The organism is Streptomyces sp. B21-083 (genome assembly GCF_036898825.1).
Taxonomy (GTDB): domain Bacteria; phylum Actinomycetota; class Actinomycetes; order Streptomycetales; family Streptomycetaceae; genus Streptomyces.
Genome location: NZ_JARUND010000001.1, coordinates 4,283,407 through 4,297,280 on the forward strand (window position 1 = coordinate 4,283,407; position 13,874 = coordinate 4,297,280).

Here is a 13,874-nt window from a genome sequence, read left to right on the forward strand (position 1 = left end):
TGGAACACAAAGGACGGCGGGCCGCCGGAACGTACGCTGTCGGCCCGCCGTCCTCCCCCACAAGTGCCACGCCGGTGGCAACAGGCCCATGGAGAGCGTTGAAACGGTCCCGCGAGAAAGCGGCGGCAGCGTCCGAGCTGTTCGCCGCCCTCTACCCGCGCCTGGCCGGCTGGTGCCGCCGTCTCGTCGACGACGACGAGACGGCCCACGAGATCGCCTCGGAGGCGTTCACGCGTCTGTGGGCCCGCTGGACGTCGGTGGAGGAGCCGCGCGGCTTCCTCTATGTGACAGCGGCGAACATCGTCCGGGACCACTGGCGCAAAATGGAGCGCGAACGAAGGGCCATGCGGCACGTGACCACGGAAGCGGCTCTGCGCACCCACACGGAGGCGTCGGACCCGTCCGTACGTCTCCTCGTCCAGTCGTTGCCGGAACGACTGCGGGTGCCGATCCTCCTCCACTACTACGCTGACATGCCCATCCGGGAAGTGTCCGCGCTGACCGGACGCAAGGAAGGAACCATCAAGGCCGACCTCCACGCGGCCCGTGAACAACTCCGTGCCCACCTGAGGAAAAGTCTTGACCACACGCTTTGACGACGACGAAGACCCGGAATTCGACCCCACCACCGCGGACCACGACCCCGACGACCCGCTGCTGATCCTCCTCGGGCCCGCGTCCGCCGCACCCTCCTACCTGGGCGCTCCCCCGGGCCGCTACGAGGAGATCCGCCGCACCGCGACCCGCCGTCGCCGGACCCGCGTGGCGGCCGGAGTGGGCGTGGCCTGCACCATCGCCGCCCTCATCGTCCTCCCTCTCAACCTGACGACAGCGCAGAGCCCCCGCGCCCCGACGCTCCCCCAGGCCCCGCCCCCCGCGAGCATCCCGGTGACACCCCCCGTCGACCGCTCGCCGACATCGTCACCGGCCACACCGCAACCGTCCGAACCCGCCACCAGCGACCCCGCCGTCCCCGACGAAGTCCCCTCCGGGGCGTCCGCCGCCCCGAGCCAGACGCCCGCCGAGGGAGCCGACCCGGCCAGAGACCATGCGCCGGTGCCCACTCCGGCCCCTTCGACGGACGCGACGACGGGAGCCTTTGAGCCGACGCCAAGCGAGGCCGACCCTGTGGCGACACCCGACTCGAGTGTGGCGCCGTAACAACGCCGGGGCACAGGCAGTAGGTCCGCCTTGATCCCGTTACCCACTTATTGCACGCGGGATCTTCATGAACGCTGCGTCGGGTTCGTACGATATGAACATCAACGGGCCTGGCCGGGAGCAGACTTGGGCAGGCCTCTGGCGTTCCCATGGGGGGATTCGTATGCGTAACCACGTCGCGGCCACCGTGCTTTCCGGTGCCGTCGTCCTGTCCGCGCTCGCTCTTCCGGCAACCGCCGCCCAGGCGTCGGAGCGTACGGCCACCTCGGCGAAGCCCAGTTCCTTCGCTTCCTTCGCCCAGCGGGCCGTTCATCCGAAGGACTCGCTGGGCAGCATGAAGTTCACGAACGCGGTCATCAACGGCGGCAAGGACATCGTCCTCGGCACCACGACCAAGAAGGCCGTCACCGTCACGTACACCGCCACCAGCGACAGCGGCGTCGCGCTCACGCAGGCCTTCCTGTGGCAGGGCACCGACAGCTCCAGCACGGACACCATCACCGGTTCCCTGGGCACGGACGACGACCCCGCGTGCACGGAGTCGACCACCCAGACCGGTACCTACAGATGCACCGCCGTCTTCCACGTCAACACCGCTTCGGACCTGAAGCAGAACGGCGTCGCCGGGGTCTGGAAACTCTTCCTGGGCGGCTACGACCTCTACGCGAACGCCAGTTACAACGACAACGTCGCCACCACCAAGATCAAGAAGGTGTCCCAGCTGACCCTGGACGCCACCCCGGAGCCGGTGACGAAGAACAAGAACATCACCGTCTCCGGCAAGCTGAAGCGCGCCAACTGGAACGACGGCACATACGCCAGCTTCCCGGGCCAGAAGGTGCTGCTGCAGTACCGCAAGAAGGGCAGCAACACCTACACCACCCTCAAGACGATCACCAGCACCACCGGCGGCACCCTCAAAACCACCGTCAAGGCCACAGCCGACGGCTACTACCGCTTCACCTTCGCAACCAACCTCAGCACGGCCGCCTCGACATCGGCGGCGGACTTCGTCGACGTCCGGTAGCACTCCCGGCCTTCACCCGTCTCGCGGGAACTGGCGCCGGTCCGCTGTCCATGACGGCACTCCGGCGCCGGACTCGCCAGGGCAACCCTGCCCGGCACGCGACACCGGTCCACATGATCGCCGCCCGCTGGGGCTCCCCTCTTTCAGGATGCCTTTCGGTCGGCGGGCTCCTCGGTCTCGGTGGTCACCCGTGCCCCTCGGAAGAGCACCGGGAGCCACAGGAGACATGCCAGCAGGGGGACCGCGGCGTAGGTGGCCATGCCCACACTGGAGCCCAGTCTGTCCATGAGCACGCCGAGGACGAGATAGCCGATGCCGATGAGCGCCGACTCCACGAATGCGATCATCGACAGCAGGCTCGCCCGGTAGCGCGACGGCACCGCCTCGTTGAACACGTTGTCCACGATCACGGCGGTGATCTCGGGAATCCCGACCAGGGCCAGGAACGCGGCGATGGTGACCCACACAACGCCGAGGCCGCTCAGGCCGAGCGCCGCGGCGAGCGTCAGGAGAGACACCGGGACGATGACCCGATACCCGATGCGCCGGTCCGCGCGGTCCGACAGCAGCGGAGTGAGCCCGCCGGCGAAGAATCCCGCCGATATGACCACGCTGACCAGTGCGGTGCCCGCTCCCTGGTCGGAGAGGGTCTTCTGGGTGAAAATGATGTACGGCGTCAACGTCGCATGCATCAGTCCCGACACCACGACAAGTGTCACGAGCGCCGGCGTGGCGATCCGAAGCATCGCCCGCCAAGCTGTGGCGTCACGGTGCTCCTCCCCGGTTCCGTCCTGCTCGTCCACCGCGTCCGCGCCGCGGATCTCGGGCACCCGTGACATCAGCACCACCACGGCCAGGACGAGACACGCCGCCGAACCGACGTAGACGACTCCCCAGGAAATCCGCTGCAGTTGGCCGCCGAGGACGATGGCGGCTCCCGAGGTGACCGTCCCGAGCATGGTGAACCGGGACCTGATCCTGACGTAGCCGGCCGTCGCTCCACGACGTACGAGCAGGTCGTACAGCAGGGCGGTGTCCGAACCGGACACACATGCCATGCCCACGCCCTGCCCGATGAACAGCGCCAGGAACAACCAGTAGTTGGAGAACGCCACCTGCCCGAGCAGACATCCGGCGATCAGCAACTGGCCGATCACGATGCTGGCACGCCTGCCTATTCGGTCGGCGATGACTCCCGTCGGCAACTCCGCGAATCCGCTGACCAGATAGAGCAGTGTCTGCAGCAGGGCCACTTGCCCGACGGAGAAGCCTCGCGCATAGAGGAAGAGGACGAATACACCGCGCTGGAACAGCGTGTTGGCTAGCACGGCGTATACGTAGAACGGGCGCGTGACACTTCGTGCCGCGTTGCCGACCGCAGCCGACCCACTGAGGGCCTCCGTGGTGCCGGTCATGCTGGGGGCTCCCTGGTGGCTCCGGTGATCATGACAGGGCGGCCTCAAGTTCACTGTTCAGGTGGGGTGTTGGGGGGACCAAGACGCCCTCAGTGCGCGGCTCATAGGGTAGCGGGCGCCGTGGGCCCGCGCCGGACGAGCCGCAGGCACGCCCGTACCAGGGGCAGCAGCGTCCAGCACAGGGACGCCCAGTGGGTGACCGGCGCGACAGGTATCGAGATCAGGAACGTCACGATCATCGCGGTCACCCAGCCCAGGGTGTTCGAGACGGTTTCAGGCCGGGCTGGTGGGCGCAGCAGTCCGGCCCTGCGCAGGTCCGTGAAGGCCCGTGAAGGCCCGTGAAGGCCCGTGAAGGCCCGTGAAGGCCCGTAGGAAGAGCAGGCCCGTCAGCGCCTGGTTCGCCGCGTACACGATGAACTGGATCTGGAACGCGTCGGCCTCGCTGGTCAGCAGTTTCGTCGTGAACGGCGTGATGACGATCGTGAGCAACCACACCAGATTCCACCGGATGGCGGCCAGCCGCTCGGTCTCGGCGCGTGCCACATCCGGGAAGACCGCCCAGCAGGTCGTCCTGGAACGGCTCCCAGTGCCAGTCAGCCACCGGCGGGAGGCCGCCGCGCTCAGGAGCACGACGGCTCCGTAGCCGGACCGGCCTGCCCGTCGTCCCTGTCCCCGTCCGTGTCTCTGTCCCCGTACAACTTTTCGCCTGGATCGGTCGTCAGATTGATCGGCACGGTGGATGACCACCGTCTGCGGTGTTCAGCGATCACACGTCGGAGTCAAGTGATCAACCGATCAGGAACGGGGCCCACAATGCGGAAAAGACGTCAGCGAGGACGGCGAAAGGCCGGTTCAGGGGCTGTTTTGGCGTTGACGGTCCTGGCGCTCGGGGCGGGGCTGATGCCGTCGGCGGAGGCTGGAAGCGGGCCGGGGACGGCTGCGGTCGCGCACCGCGCGGGGAAGCCGTCGGTCACCCTCAAGGGGCAACCGGGACCGCTGACGAAGCCGGCGGCACCGGTCAGCGCCGATGCTGCCGGCATCCTGTCCTACAACACCGGGAACAGCCCATCGGCGGCGTACACATGGGAGCGGCCGAACGGTACATACGTGAACGGCCTGCCCGGGCCCGTCGTTCTCGAGCCCCCTAACGGCAACAACATGTGGGCCGTCAATGGCCGCTTCGGCCTGGAGCGGGTCGGCAAAACCCTCACCTACCGGATCCGGAACTACGACACCGGCAAGGTAGTTCAGTTCGATCTGCCGGCCGGCGACACCGTCACCACGGTGGTCACCGAGAACCGCCTGCTGACGCTGCGGAAGACAGCGGGCAAGTGGACGCTGCATCTGCTGGAGATCCCCGCGGCCGGTGGCCGGCCGGTCGACCGGCCGGTGGCGGGTGTCCCGGACGACCTGCCGGGAACCGTCACCAATGTCCGGCTGGACGCCCGCGGAGCGGCGATCAGCTTCGGAGTAGGCTCGTCCGGCATCCAGACGCTGCTGGACTTCGCGACCCGCCGCCTGACCGTGGTGCCCGACGAGGACGCCTCCACGTCGCCCCTGGTGTCGCTCAGCGCCACCACGGTTCTGTACGCGGGCAACTTCGACTCGGATTTCAAGTTCTACCTCGTCGACCGCGCCCATCCGGACGGGCCCCGAACCCCGCTCAAGGTGGATTCCACCGTCAATTTGGCGTTGCTGGACAACTGGGCGATATACCCGGATGGCGAAGACAAGCTCGTGGCCCAGCCTGCCGCGGGCGGCGCGGCCCGCACCCTGCTGCCGCAGGCCGACAGCCACACCCCTGTCGCAGGTGCGGACGGCGCCGTCTACACCGTGGGCGGCACGGGCCCGGACGACTGGGCGGTTCGGCGCATCACCCTCGGCGCCGACGGGACCCCGGTCGTCGGCGTATTCGTACCGCTGCCCCGGCAGACCACGTACGACGTGGGCGGTGTCGCGGTCGACCAGGGACAACTCCGGGTCGGCACACTGCACCTACCGGGCGACCACTCCCGCGCGGACACGTATCTTTCCGGCTCCTCCCTGTCGCTGACGGCAAGTGGCAGGCTCAACGCCACGCCCCCGCGGAACGTCGGCGACCTCGGATATCACCCCCCGGTGGGCGACGGCTTCCCGTATGACGAACAGTGCACCGGGCAGTGCCTGCGGCTGGTCGGCAACGGCGAAGGCGACGTGGTGCGGACTCCCCAGACCAACTACGCACCCACGCTGACGGCATCCGGCAGGTACAGCGTTCAGCGCCCCGACCCTTGGTCCCAGTACGTCCTCGACGGGACCAAGGCGCTGAGCCCCACCGACCGTTGGCACGCGGCTTCCCTCTGGGGCAGCCAATTGTGGAGCGCGGGCACCAGGAGCGGCACCGTCACCGCGGTGTCCCTGCCGTCGATGAAGGCGCTCGGCTCCGCCGTGTCCGTGGGCGCCCCTTGCGTACCCCCGGAGATCCAGGTGGTGGGCCGGTGGATCTACTGGTCCTGCGGTCCCACCAAGAAGGCCGGTGTCTACGACCGCACCACGAAGCGCGTGATCAAGGTGCCGTCCGGCTACGCGCAACTGGCCGACGGTTACCTCGTCAGCCAGAACGACGCGGCGGCCAGGCTGAGTATCACCTACTTCCCCGGCGCGGTTCCGGCCGCGCGCGTGGGCACCAGCGACCTGGCTCCGTTGACGAACCAGGTGGGCGAACCCGCCGACCGGCGTAGGCGGTTCTGGGCCGTGGACCGGTTCGGCGGCCCCATGGCCTACCTCACCGAGGCGGGGGACGTGACGGTCAACTGGCCGCGCGTGACCACCTCTCCCCTTGCCGTCATCGCGACCGACAGCCCCGCCCGCGTGGATCTGCGCGCGGCCGGCAGCAAGTACACGGGGGTGTGGAACCTGTCGAAGCCGGCGGCGAGCTGGAAGCTGACGTTCGTCTCCGCCGCGAGCGGAAAGACCGTTCGTACCCTCACCGGCGGTCGGGCCGCGGGCAAGATCTCCGCGACGTGGGACGGCACCGGCCCGGGCGGCAAGAAGGTCCCCACGGGGACATACCGCTGGACCCTGACCGCACCGCCGGCCGACCACGTGGGCCGGTCCGTGACCGTGAAGGGTTCGGTCGCGGTGCGGTCGTAGGCGGCGCGGCGTCTCCTCCGTCCGTCGGGTCAGCCGATGGACGGAGGAGACGCCACCCTCGTCACCGTCCGCGACTCAAAGACACCCCCCGGCGCCCCCGTACTCCACCTCTCCCCCACCGCCTGGCGGCACTTCACCACCGAGCGGTGATCCCCGCGACGACCAGGTCGATGCCCGCCAGGAACTCCTCCCGGTCGTCGTGATCCCGTAGTTGGTCCGCGACGCCCCGCGTGAACGCGTACTCCTCTGCGTCGAGGTTCGCCCAGGAGTCCGAGACCGCGCCCAGGAACTCGGTCCGGGACGCGCCCGGCCGGTGATGGCGGGCGTTGGCCGCGTTCTGGCCGCCCACGCCGAGGATGTAGTTCAGGAGCGCCGACGCGGCGGTGAACTGGGCGGCGTGGGGCACCCCGAGTGCCTGGACCTGGCGTCCGAGGTGCTCGAAGACCCGCAGCAGCGGCGACTGCGCCGGGGCGCGGGCGAGCTGTGCTCCGATCCACGGGTGGACGTCGATCGCGTCGAACACGCCGAGCGCGAGGGCACGGACCGCCTCCTGCGGCGTCGCGTCGGCTTCGGCGGCGTCCCCGGCCGCGGTCATGGCGCCGCCGACGACGGCATCGGTGGCGGCGCCGAGAAGCTCGTCCTTGCCCGTGACATGCCAGTAGATCGCCCCGGGCCCCGTTGAGAGGCGCTGGGCCAGCGCGCGGAACGTGAGCCCACCCTCGCCGGCCTCGTCGAGAAGTTCGATCGCCGCCTCGACGATGCGCTCCCGCGAGAGCGGTTCCTCGCGTCGCTCCGGACGACGCGCCCTGGTTGCAGCAGCCATGCGGACATCCTGACACACGCCTGGAACGCCGTTCCAGCTTGACAACTCTGGAACGGCGTTCCAGTCTTGCACCCGAACGCACTGGAACGGCGTTCCAGCCAGTTCCGTTCAAGGGATCAGGAGCCAACCATGACCACCGACACCCACGTCACGATCATCGGCGCCGGACTCGGCGGGCTGACCCTCGCCCGGGTCCTCCACGTCCACGGCATCCCCGCGACGGTCTACGAGGCCGAGCCTTCCCCGACCGCCCGCACCCAGGGCGGGATGCTCGACATCCACGAGCACGACGGGCAGCGCGCCCTCAAGGCCGCCGGGCTGTTCGACGAGTTCCGGGACCTCGTCCTGGAGGGCCGCGAGGCGACGCGGATCCTCGACCGGGACGGCACCGTCCTCTTCGAACAGGACGACGACGGCACGGGTAGCCGCCCCGAGGTGCAGCGCGGCGAACTGCGGCAGCTGCTGCTCGACTCGCTCCCGGCCGGCACCGTCCGGTGGGGACACAAGGTCAGCGGCACCCGCACCCTCGGCGACGGCAGCCACGAGGTGACCTTCGCCGACGGCACCTCCGTCACCGCGAGCCTGCTCGTCGGCGCGGACGGCGCGTGGTCCCGCGTCCGGCCGCTGCTCTCCGACGCGACACCCGAGTACACCGGCATGTCGTACGTCGAGACCTACCTGTTCGACAGCGACACCCGGCACCCCGCCCAGGCGAAGACGGTCGGCGGCGGGGCGATGTACGCGCTCACACCGGGCAAGGGCCTCGGCGCCCACCGGGAGCGCGGCGGCACCCTGCACACCTACGTGATGCTCAACGAGCCGCGGGACTGGTTCGCGGACATCGATCTCACCGACTCCGCCGCGGCCACCGCACGTATCGCGCAGGAGTTCGACGGCTGGGCACCGGAACTCACCGCGCTGATCACCGAAGGCGAGACCACGCCGGTCTTGCGCACCCTCAACACCCTGCCGGTCGGCCACCGTTGGGACCGGGTGCCGGGGGTGACCCTGATCGGCGACGCCGCCCACCTCTCGATCCCGAACGGCGAGGGCGCCAACCTGGCCATGTACGACGGCGCCGAACTCGCCCGGTTCCTCGCCACCCACCCCGACGACACCGAGACCGCGCTCACCGCGTACGAGCAGGCCATGTTCCCCCGTAGCGCCGAAGCGGCGGCCGACGGTGCCCGGATGCACGAGCTGCTCTACGGGGAAGACACCCCCCACGGTCTGATCAACCTGTTCGGCGGGCACGCGTGACCCGACAGCCCACCAACCGCCCGACCCGTCAGCCCGCCAACCCGACGGCGCGCCAACCCGACAGCCCGACACCCCCTCCTGCGGCGGGAGTTCAGGTGGCCGACCCCTTGGCTACGCTGCACGCATGCCCACCGACCTGACCCTCCTCCCCCGCGTCGCCTATCGCGGGCAGGAGGTCACCGCGCCCCGGCTGCGTGCCCTTCTCGCGCTGCTCGCCGGCGACCTGCGTACCGGCTGCAGCACCGAGCGGCTGGTGGCCGGGCTGTGGCCGGAGGAGTTGCCGGAGCGGCCGGGCAAGGCGCTGCAGGTTCTCGTGTCCCGGGCGCGGGCGCAGCTGGACGCCGACGTCCTCGCGAGCACGCCGACCGGATACCGGCTCGCCCTCACCGAGGACCAGGTCGACAGCTCCGCCCTGCTGCTGCACGCCGCAGCCAGCGGTCAGCGGGCCAGGGCCGGGGACCACGCGGGGGCGCTGGCCGCCGCCGAGGCCGGGCTGGCTCTGTGGGAGGGCACTCCGGCCGACCGGGACGGTGACTCCGGCGACCCCGTGGCCGCGCTGCGCGCCGAGCGGGCCCCCGTCCGCGACGCCCTCGTGCGCGCACAGGCCCTCGCGCTCGCCCGGCTGGGGCGGCACGCGGAGGCCGCCGGTCCGCTGGCCGTGGCCGCCTCGGAGCATCCGCGCGACGAGGAGGTGCTCGCCGAACTGCTGCGCGCCGAGGCGGCGTCGGCCGGTCCGTCCGCCGCGCTGACCCGGTACGAGGCCTACCGGAGGGAGCTGCGCGACACGCTCGGTACGGACCCGGGAGCGCAACTCAAGTCCGTACAGCAGGAGTTGCTGTCCGGTGAGGCGCCGGCCGTCCGGCACGGGGTGCCGCACGAACCGAACCCGCTGCTCGGGCGGGCCGAGGACATCGCCGAGGTCGAGCGGCTGTTGCGTACCTCCCGCGCCGTCACCGTCGCCGGTCCCGGCGGTCTCGGCAAGACCCGGCTCGCGCACGCCGTCAGCCGCCGCGCCGAACAGCGCGTGGTGTACTTCGTGCCGCTCGCCGGTGTCACCGCCGACGCGGACGTGGCCACGGAGGTGGCCTCCGCGCTCGGCGCGGGCGAGGGGCGGCCCGGCCCCATGGGCAGCCACGAACCGGTGCCCGGAATCCTCGGCGTGCTCGGCTCCGGGCCCGCGCTGCTGGTCCTGGACAACTGCGAGCAGGTCGTCCGGGGCAGCGCCGACCTCGTACGGGCCCTGGTCTCGGCCTCGAAGGACCTACGGGTGCTCGCCACCAGCCGGGCCCCCCTCGGCCTGACGTCGGAGGCGGTGTACGCGCTGCCGGAGCTCGAACTCGGCACCTCCATCGAGCTGTTCACCCAGCGGGCCCGCGCCGCCCGGCCGGGTGTGGAGCTGCCGCCGGACGCGGTGGCCGGGCTGTGCCGCCACCTCGACGGACTGCCGCTCGCCGTGGAACTGGCCGCCGCCCGCGTACGGGTGCTGTCGGTGCCGGAGATCGCCCGCCGCCTCGGCGACCGGTTCGCGCTGCTGCGCGGCGGGGCGCGAGACGCGCCGGAGCGGCACCGCACGCTGCACGCGGTCGTGGACTGGAGCTGGAACCTCCTCGCCGAGGAGGCAAGGGCCGCACTGCGTTTCCTGTCCGTGTTCCCCGGCGGCTTCTCGGGCGAGGCGGCCGAACAGGTCCTCGGGGAGGACGCGTTGCTCCTCCTGGAGCAGCTGGCCGACCAGTCGCTGGTCACCGTCGCCGACACCCCGACCGGTGTGCGGTTCCGGATGCTGGAGACCGTACGGGAGTTCAGCGCGGCCCGGCGGGCGGAGGCGGGCGAGGAAGAGGAGGCCGTCCGCCGATTCCTGGGCTGGGCAAGGGACTTCGGGGTGGCGTACCACGACTGGTACTTCGGTCCGGAGCCGCTGGCCGCCGGGGCGCGGACCAGGGCCGAGCAGGACAACCTCGTGCTGGCCCTGCGGCATGCCCTGGCCCGTACGGACGGCTCCACGATCGCCGCCATCACCGCCGTTCTCACCGCCCTGTGGTCGACCGGCTCCAACTACCGGCGCCTCGCCGCCCTCGCCGCGGACACCGGCCCGCCGCTGTCGCACTACCGCCCAGAGCCCGAGTACGTCGAAGTCGCCCGCGCCGCCGCGGTGTTGTCCACGGCGAGCCTGTTCATGGGCTACGGGCCCGCCGCCGTACGCCAGTTGGTCACCCTCCGGCGGCTGCCGCCGACCCCGCCGGACACGCTGGTGCGGGCCATCGCGGTGGTGTTGAGGGCGATGCCCGAGATGCAGCCTCCCGATTACGACGTGCTACAAGGGCTCTGTGACAGCGAGCAGCCGTTGCTCGCCGGTATCGCCGAGTGCGTCGCCACCTACGTCTGGGAGTACGAGCACGACATCGACCGCGCGCTCGCCTCGGCTCGCCGGATCGTCACCGCGCTGGCGCCGGTCGACAACCCGTTCCTGCAGGTTCTGGGCCATGCCCGGCTGAGCGAGCTGTGCCTGCGGACGGAGCAGGGCGAGGCCGCGTACACGCATCTCAGGGCGGCGCTCGCGGTGCTGCCGCGGCTCGGCGACGAGCATGACGCCATCGGCGTCCGAGGGGGTCTCGTCCTCGCCTGTCTGCATCGCGGCGACCCCGACGAGGCCGAGTACTGGCTGCGGCAGGCCGAGGCCGTCAGCACCCCGCAGCCGGACGGCTCCGAGAGCTCCGACCTCGGCGCGCGCGCCGAACTCGCTCTCGCCCGTGGGCTGACGGAGGTCGGGCTCGGCCTGTGGCGCGGTGCCGTGGAGGGGGTGGCCGGCGCCGGCGCGATGTACGACGGTGATCCGTTCCTCGACCGGTGGACGCTGCAGCTCCAGTCGACGGCGGTGACGGCGCACGCCCACGCCGACCGTCTCGAACTGGTCGCGGAGCTGGTCGACGGGTTGCGGCAGGGGCTGCGGACCCTGCTCGCCGGTCCGTCCCGGCCCATGGAGCTGCCGCTGCTCGGGACGGTGCTGTACGCCCTCGGCATGGCGGGGCTCACGTCCGGCGACGCCTCCGCCGCGCGGATGATCGCGCTGGCCGAACGGCTGCGGGTGCTGCGCGACTACCAGCCGACGATGTCGACGGACCGCGCGCGCAAAGCGGTCGAGGCGGCCGGGAACGGGACCAGGGCGGCGTACGCCGACGCGGTGTCGGAGTACGCCGCCCTGGGGCGGGACGAGTTGCGGGAGGCCGCCCGCGCCGTCATGGCGGCTACTTCGGGTCGCGGTTGAACTGTGTCATCGACCAGCGGTAGCCGAGGACGGTCAGGCCTACGCACCAGGCGATCGCCATCCAGCCGTTGTTGCCGATCTCGGTGCCGAGGAGGAGTCCGCGCAGGGTCTCGATGACCGGGGTGAAGGGCTGGTACTCGGCGATCGGCTGGAACCATCCCGGCATCGTGTCGGCCGGGGTGAAGGCGGAGGAGATGAGGGGGAGGAGGATCAGCGGCGTCGCCATGTTGCTGGCGGCCTCGGGGTTCGGGCTGGCCATGCCCATCCCGACCGCGATCCAGGTGAGCGCCAGGGCGAACAGCGCGAGAAGTCCGATCGCCGCGAGCCACTCCAGGGCCGTGGCGTCCGTGGACCGGAAGCCGATGGCCACGGCGACCACACCTACGAGGATCAGGCTGGCGAGCACCTGGAGCACACTGCCGAGTACGTGCCCGACGAGCACCGACCCGCGGTAGACCGCCATGGTGCGGAAGCGGGCGATGAGACCCTCGTTCATGTCCATGCAGACAGAGATCGCGGCCCCGATCACGGTGCTGCCGATGGTCATCACCAGCAGGCCCGGAACGATATAGGCGATGTAGGCGGAGCGGCCCCCGCCGCCGTCACCGATGCCCGCGCTCATCGCGGATCCGAAGATGTAGACGAAGAGCAGCAGCAGCATGATCGGCGTGAGCAGCAGGTTCAGTGTCATGGACGGGTAGCGCCGTACGTGCAGCAGGTTGCGGCGCAGCATCGTGGTGGAGTCGCGGACGGCGAGGGAGAAACGGGACGGGCGGGCGGGAAGCTGGACAGTGCTCATCGGACGTTCTCCTTGGGCTGGTTGGGGACCTTGGCTCCGCCGGTCAGGGCGAAGAACACGTCGTCGAGGTCGGGGGTGTGCACGGTCAGCTCGTCCGCCTCGACGCCGGCCGAGTCCAGCCAGTCGAGGATGGAACGCAGCTCGCGCTGGCTGCCGTCGCTGGGGATCTGCAGTGCCAACGCCTCGTCGTCCGTGGTGACTTCGCGCAGCGCGACGGCGGCGGACCGGTAGGCGCCCGGGTCGGTGAAGCGGAGCCGGACGTGACCGCCGGGGACGAGCCGCTTCAGCTCGCCGGCGGTGCCCTCGGCGGCGATCCCGCCGTCGTTCAACACCGCGATACGGTCGGCGAGTTCGTCGGCCTCCTCCAGATACTGGGTGGTGAGGAAGACGGTCACCCCGTCGGCGACGAGCCCGCGGATGATGCCCCACATGTTGTGGCGGCTGCGGGGGTCGAGGCCGGTGGTCGGCTCGTCGAGGAAGATGATCCGCGGGTCGCCGACCAGCGTCATGGCGAGGTCGAGGCGGCGCTTCATGCCACCGGAGTAGGTGGAGGCGGGCTTCTTCGCGGCCTCGGTGAGGTCGAAGCGCTCAAGGAGTTCGGCGGCGGAACGTCGTCCCTCCTGCCTGGGCAGGTGGTGCAGGTCCGCCATGAGGAGCATGTTCTCCTCGCCGGTGATCAGGCCGTCGACGGCGGAGAACTGGCCGGTGACGCCGATCGCGGCGCGCACGGCCTGCGGGTCGGTGGCCAGGTCGTGGCCGCCGACGCTCAGTTCGCCGGCGTCGGCGGTGACGAGGGTGGAGAGGATCTTGACGGCGGTGGTCTTGCCGGCGCCGTTCGGGCCCAGGAGGGAGAAGACCGTGCCGGCCGGTACCGCCAGGTCGATGCCGTCGAGGACCGTCTTGTCCCCGTAGGCCTTCCGCAGCCCCTTGGCCGCGATGGCGAGTGAGTGCGATGTCGTTGTGGTCATGCCGAGGAGATTGCGGCAGGCCGCATT

Annotated in this window: 13 protein-coding genes; 8 read left to right on the forward strand and 5 right to left on the reverse strand. The window is 70.6% G+C overall.

The features are described 5' to 3' along the window. Positions 1-98 precede the first annotated feature (98 nt). The 3 genes from QA861_RS19080 to QA861_RS19090 all read left to right on the forward strand — a co-directional run bounded on the left by QA861_RS19080 (position 99) and on the right by QA861_RS19090 (position 2,188). The gene (locus QA861_RS19080) at positions 99-596 is read left to right on the forward strand and encodes an RNA polymerase sigma factor (protein WP_334589533.1); all 498 of its coding nucleotides are present in this window, start codon (positions 99-101) and stop codon (positions 594-596) included. Beyond that, on the forward strand, positions 580-1,161 hold the full coding sequence (locus QA861_RS19085) for a hypothetical protein (protein ID WP_334589534.1): 582 nt from the start codon (positions 580-582) through the stop codon (positions 1,159-1,161). Before QA861_RS19080 ends, QA861_RS19085 begins: the two co-directional genes overlap by 17 nt. Before the next feature lie 163 nt (positions 1,162-1,324). Next, on the forward strand, positions 1,325-2,188 hold the full coding sequence (locus QA861_RS19090; RefSeq protein ID WP_334589535.1) for a hypothetical protein: 864 nt from the start codon (positions 1,325-1,327) through the stop codon (positions 2,186-2,188). A gap of 143 nt (positions 2,189-2,331) precedes the next feature. Here QA861_RS19090 and QA861_RS19095 read toward each other — a convergent pair whose 3' ends face one another. Both QA861_RS19095 and QA861_RS19100 read right to left on the reverse strand, forming a co-directional pair. Then, positions 2,332-3,603, reverse strand: coding sequence for an MFS transporter (locus tag QA861_RS19095; RefSeq protein WP_334589536.1), 1,272 nt, complete (start codon positions 3,601-3,603; stop codon positions 2,332-2,334). A 101-nt stretch (positions 3,604-3,704) separates the two neighbouring features. Then, a complete protein-coding gene (locus tag QA861_RS19100) occupies positions 3,705-3,851 on the reverse strand; it encodes a hypothetical protein (protein WP_334589537.1) in 147 nt (48 codons plus the stop codon). Between the two features lie 110 nt (positions 3,852-3,961). Here QA861_RS19100 and QA861_RS19105 point away from each other — a divergent pair, with 110 nt between their 5' ends. The 3 genes from QA861_RS19105 (at position 3,962) to QA861_RS19115 (ending at position 6,885) form a co-directional block, all read left to right on the forward strand. After that, positions 3,962-4,246, forward strand: coding sequence for a hypothetical protein (locus QA861_RS19105; protein ID WP_334589538.1), 285 nt, complete (start codon positions 3,962-3,964; stop codon positions 4,244-4,246). 221 nt (positions 4,247-4,467) lie between these two features. Next, positions 4,468-6,735: a FlgD immunoglobulin-like domain containing protein gene (locus QA861_RS19110; RefSeq protein ID WP_334589539.1), complete on the forward strand. Its 2,268-nt coding sequence runs from the start codon at positions 4,468-4,470 to the stop codon at positions 6,733-6,735. Positions 6,736-6,771: 36 nt separating this feature from the next. Further along, positions 6,772-6,885 (forward strand): DUF397 domain-containing protein, encoded by a 114-nt coding sequence (locus QA861_RS19115; RefSeq protein ID WP_334589540.1) that lies wholly within the window; start codon positions 6,772-6,774, stop codon positions 6,883-6,885. Here QA861_RS19115 and QA861_RS19120 read toward each other — a convergent pair. Next, the gene (locus QA861_RS19120) at positions 6,869-7,558 is read right to left on the reverse strand and encodes a TetR/AcrR family transcriptional regulator (protein WP_334589541.1); all 690 of its coding nucleotides are present in this window, start codon (positions 7,556-7,558) and stop codon (positions 6,869-6,871) included. The genes QA861_RS19115 and QA861_RS19120 overlap by 17 nt on opposite strands. Positions 7,559-7,687: 129 nt before the next feature. Between QA861_RS19120 and QA861_RS19125 the strand changes: the two genes are divergently transcribed. Both QA861_RS19125 and QA861_RS19130 read left to right on the forward strand, forming a co-directional pair. Further along, complete coding sequence (locus QA861_RS19125) at positions 7,688-8,818, forward strand: FAD-dependent oxidoreductase (RefSeq protein WP_334589542.1); 1,131 nt, start codon at positions 7,688-7,690, stop codon at positions 8,816-8,818. Between the two features lie 124 nt (positions 8,819-8,942). Next, positions 8,943-12,080 (forward strand): ATP-binding protein, encoded by a 3,138-nt coding sequence (locus QA861_RS19130; RefSeq protein WP_334589543.1) that lies wholly within the window; start codon positions 8,943-8,945, stop codon positions 12,078-12,080. On the opposite strand, the gene QA861_RS19135 is transcribed toward QA861_RS19130, so the two are convergent. Together QA861_RS19135 and QA861_RS19140 are read right to left on the reverse strand one after the other, a co-directional pair. Continuing rightward, the gene (locus tag QA861_RS19135; RefSeq protein WP_334589544.1) at positions 12,061-12,879 is read right to left on the reverse strand and encodes an ABC transporter permease; all 819 of its coding nucleotides are present in this window, start codon (positions 12,877-12,879) and stop codon (positions 12,061-12,063) included. The genes QA861_RS19130 and QA861_RS19135 overlap by 20 nt on opposite strands. Next, positions 12,876-13,847 carry an ATP-binding cassette domain-containing protein gene (locus tag QA861_RS19140; RefSeq protein WP_334589545.1) on the reverse strand — a complete coding sequence of 324 codons (972 nt, stop codon included), beginning with the start codon at positions 13,845-13,847 and terminating at the stop codon, positions 12,876-12,878. Before QA861_RS19140 ends, QA861_RS19135 begins: the two co-directional genes overlap by 4 nt. Between the last annotated feature and the right edge of the window lie 27 nt (positions 13,848-13,874).

Excerpts from the sequence above, each read along its gene's own strand:
- QA861_RS19090 (WP_334589535.1), top strand. The coding sequence starts at position 1,325 with ATGCGTAACCACGTCGCGGCCACCGTGCTTTCCGGTGCCGTCGTCCTG.
- QA861_RS19095 (WP_334589536.1), bottom strand. The coding sequence starts at position 3,603 with ATGACCGGCACCACGGAGGCCCTCAGTGGGTCGGCTGCGGTCGGCAAC.
- QA861_RS19115 (WP_334589540.1), top strand. The coding sequence starts at position 6,772 with ATGGACGGAGGAGACGCCACCCTCGTCACCGTCCGCGACTCAAAGACA.
- QA861_RS19120 (WP_334589541.1), bottom strand. The coding sequence starts at position 7,558 with ATGGCTGCTGCAACCAGGGCGCGTCGTCCGGAGCGACGCGAGGAACCG.
- QA861_RS19125 (WP_334589542.1), top strand. The coding sequence starts at position 7,688 with ATGACCACCGACACCCACGTCACGATCATCGGCGCCGGACTCGGCGGG.
- QA861_RS19130 (WP_334589543.1), top strand. The coding sequence starts at position 8,943 with ATGCCCACCGACCTGACCCTCCTCCCCCGCGTCGCCTATCGCGGGCAG.
- QA861_RS19135 (WP_334589544.1), bottom strand. The coding sequence starts at position 12,879 with ATGAGCACTGTCCAGCTTCCCGCCCGCCCGTCCCGTTTCTCCCTCGCC.
- QA861_RS19140 (WP_334589545.1), bottom strand. The coding sequence starts at position 13,847 with ATGACCACAACGACATCGCACTCACTCGCCATCGCGGCCAAGGGGCTG.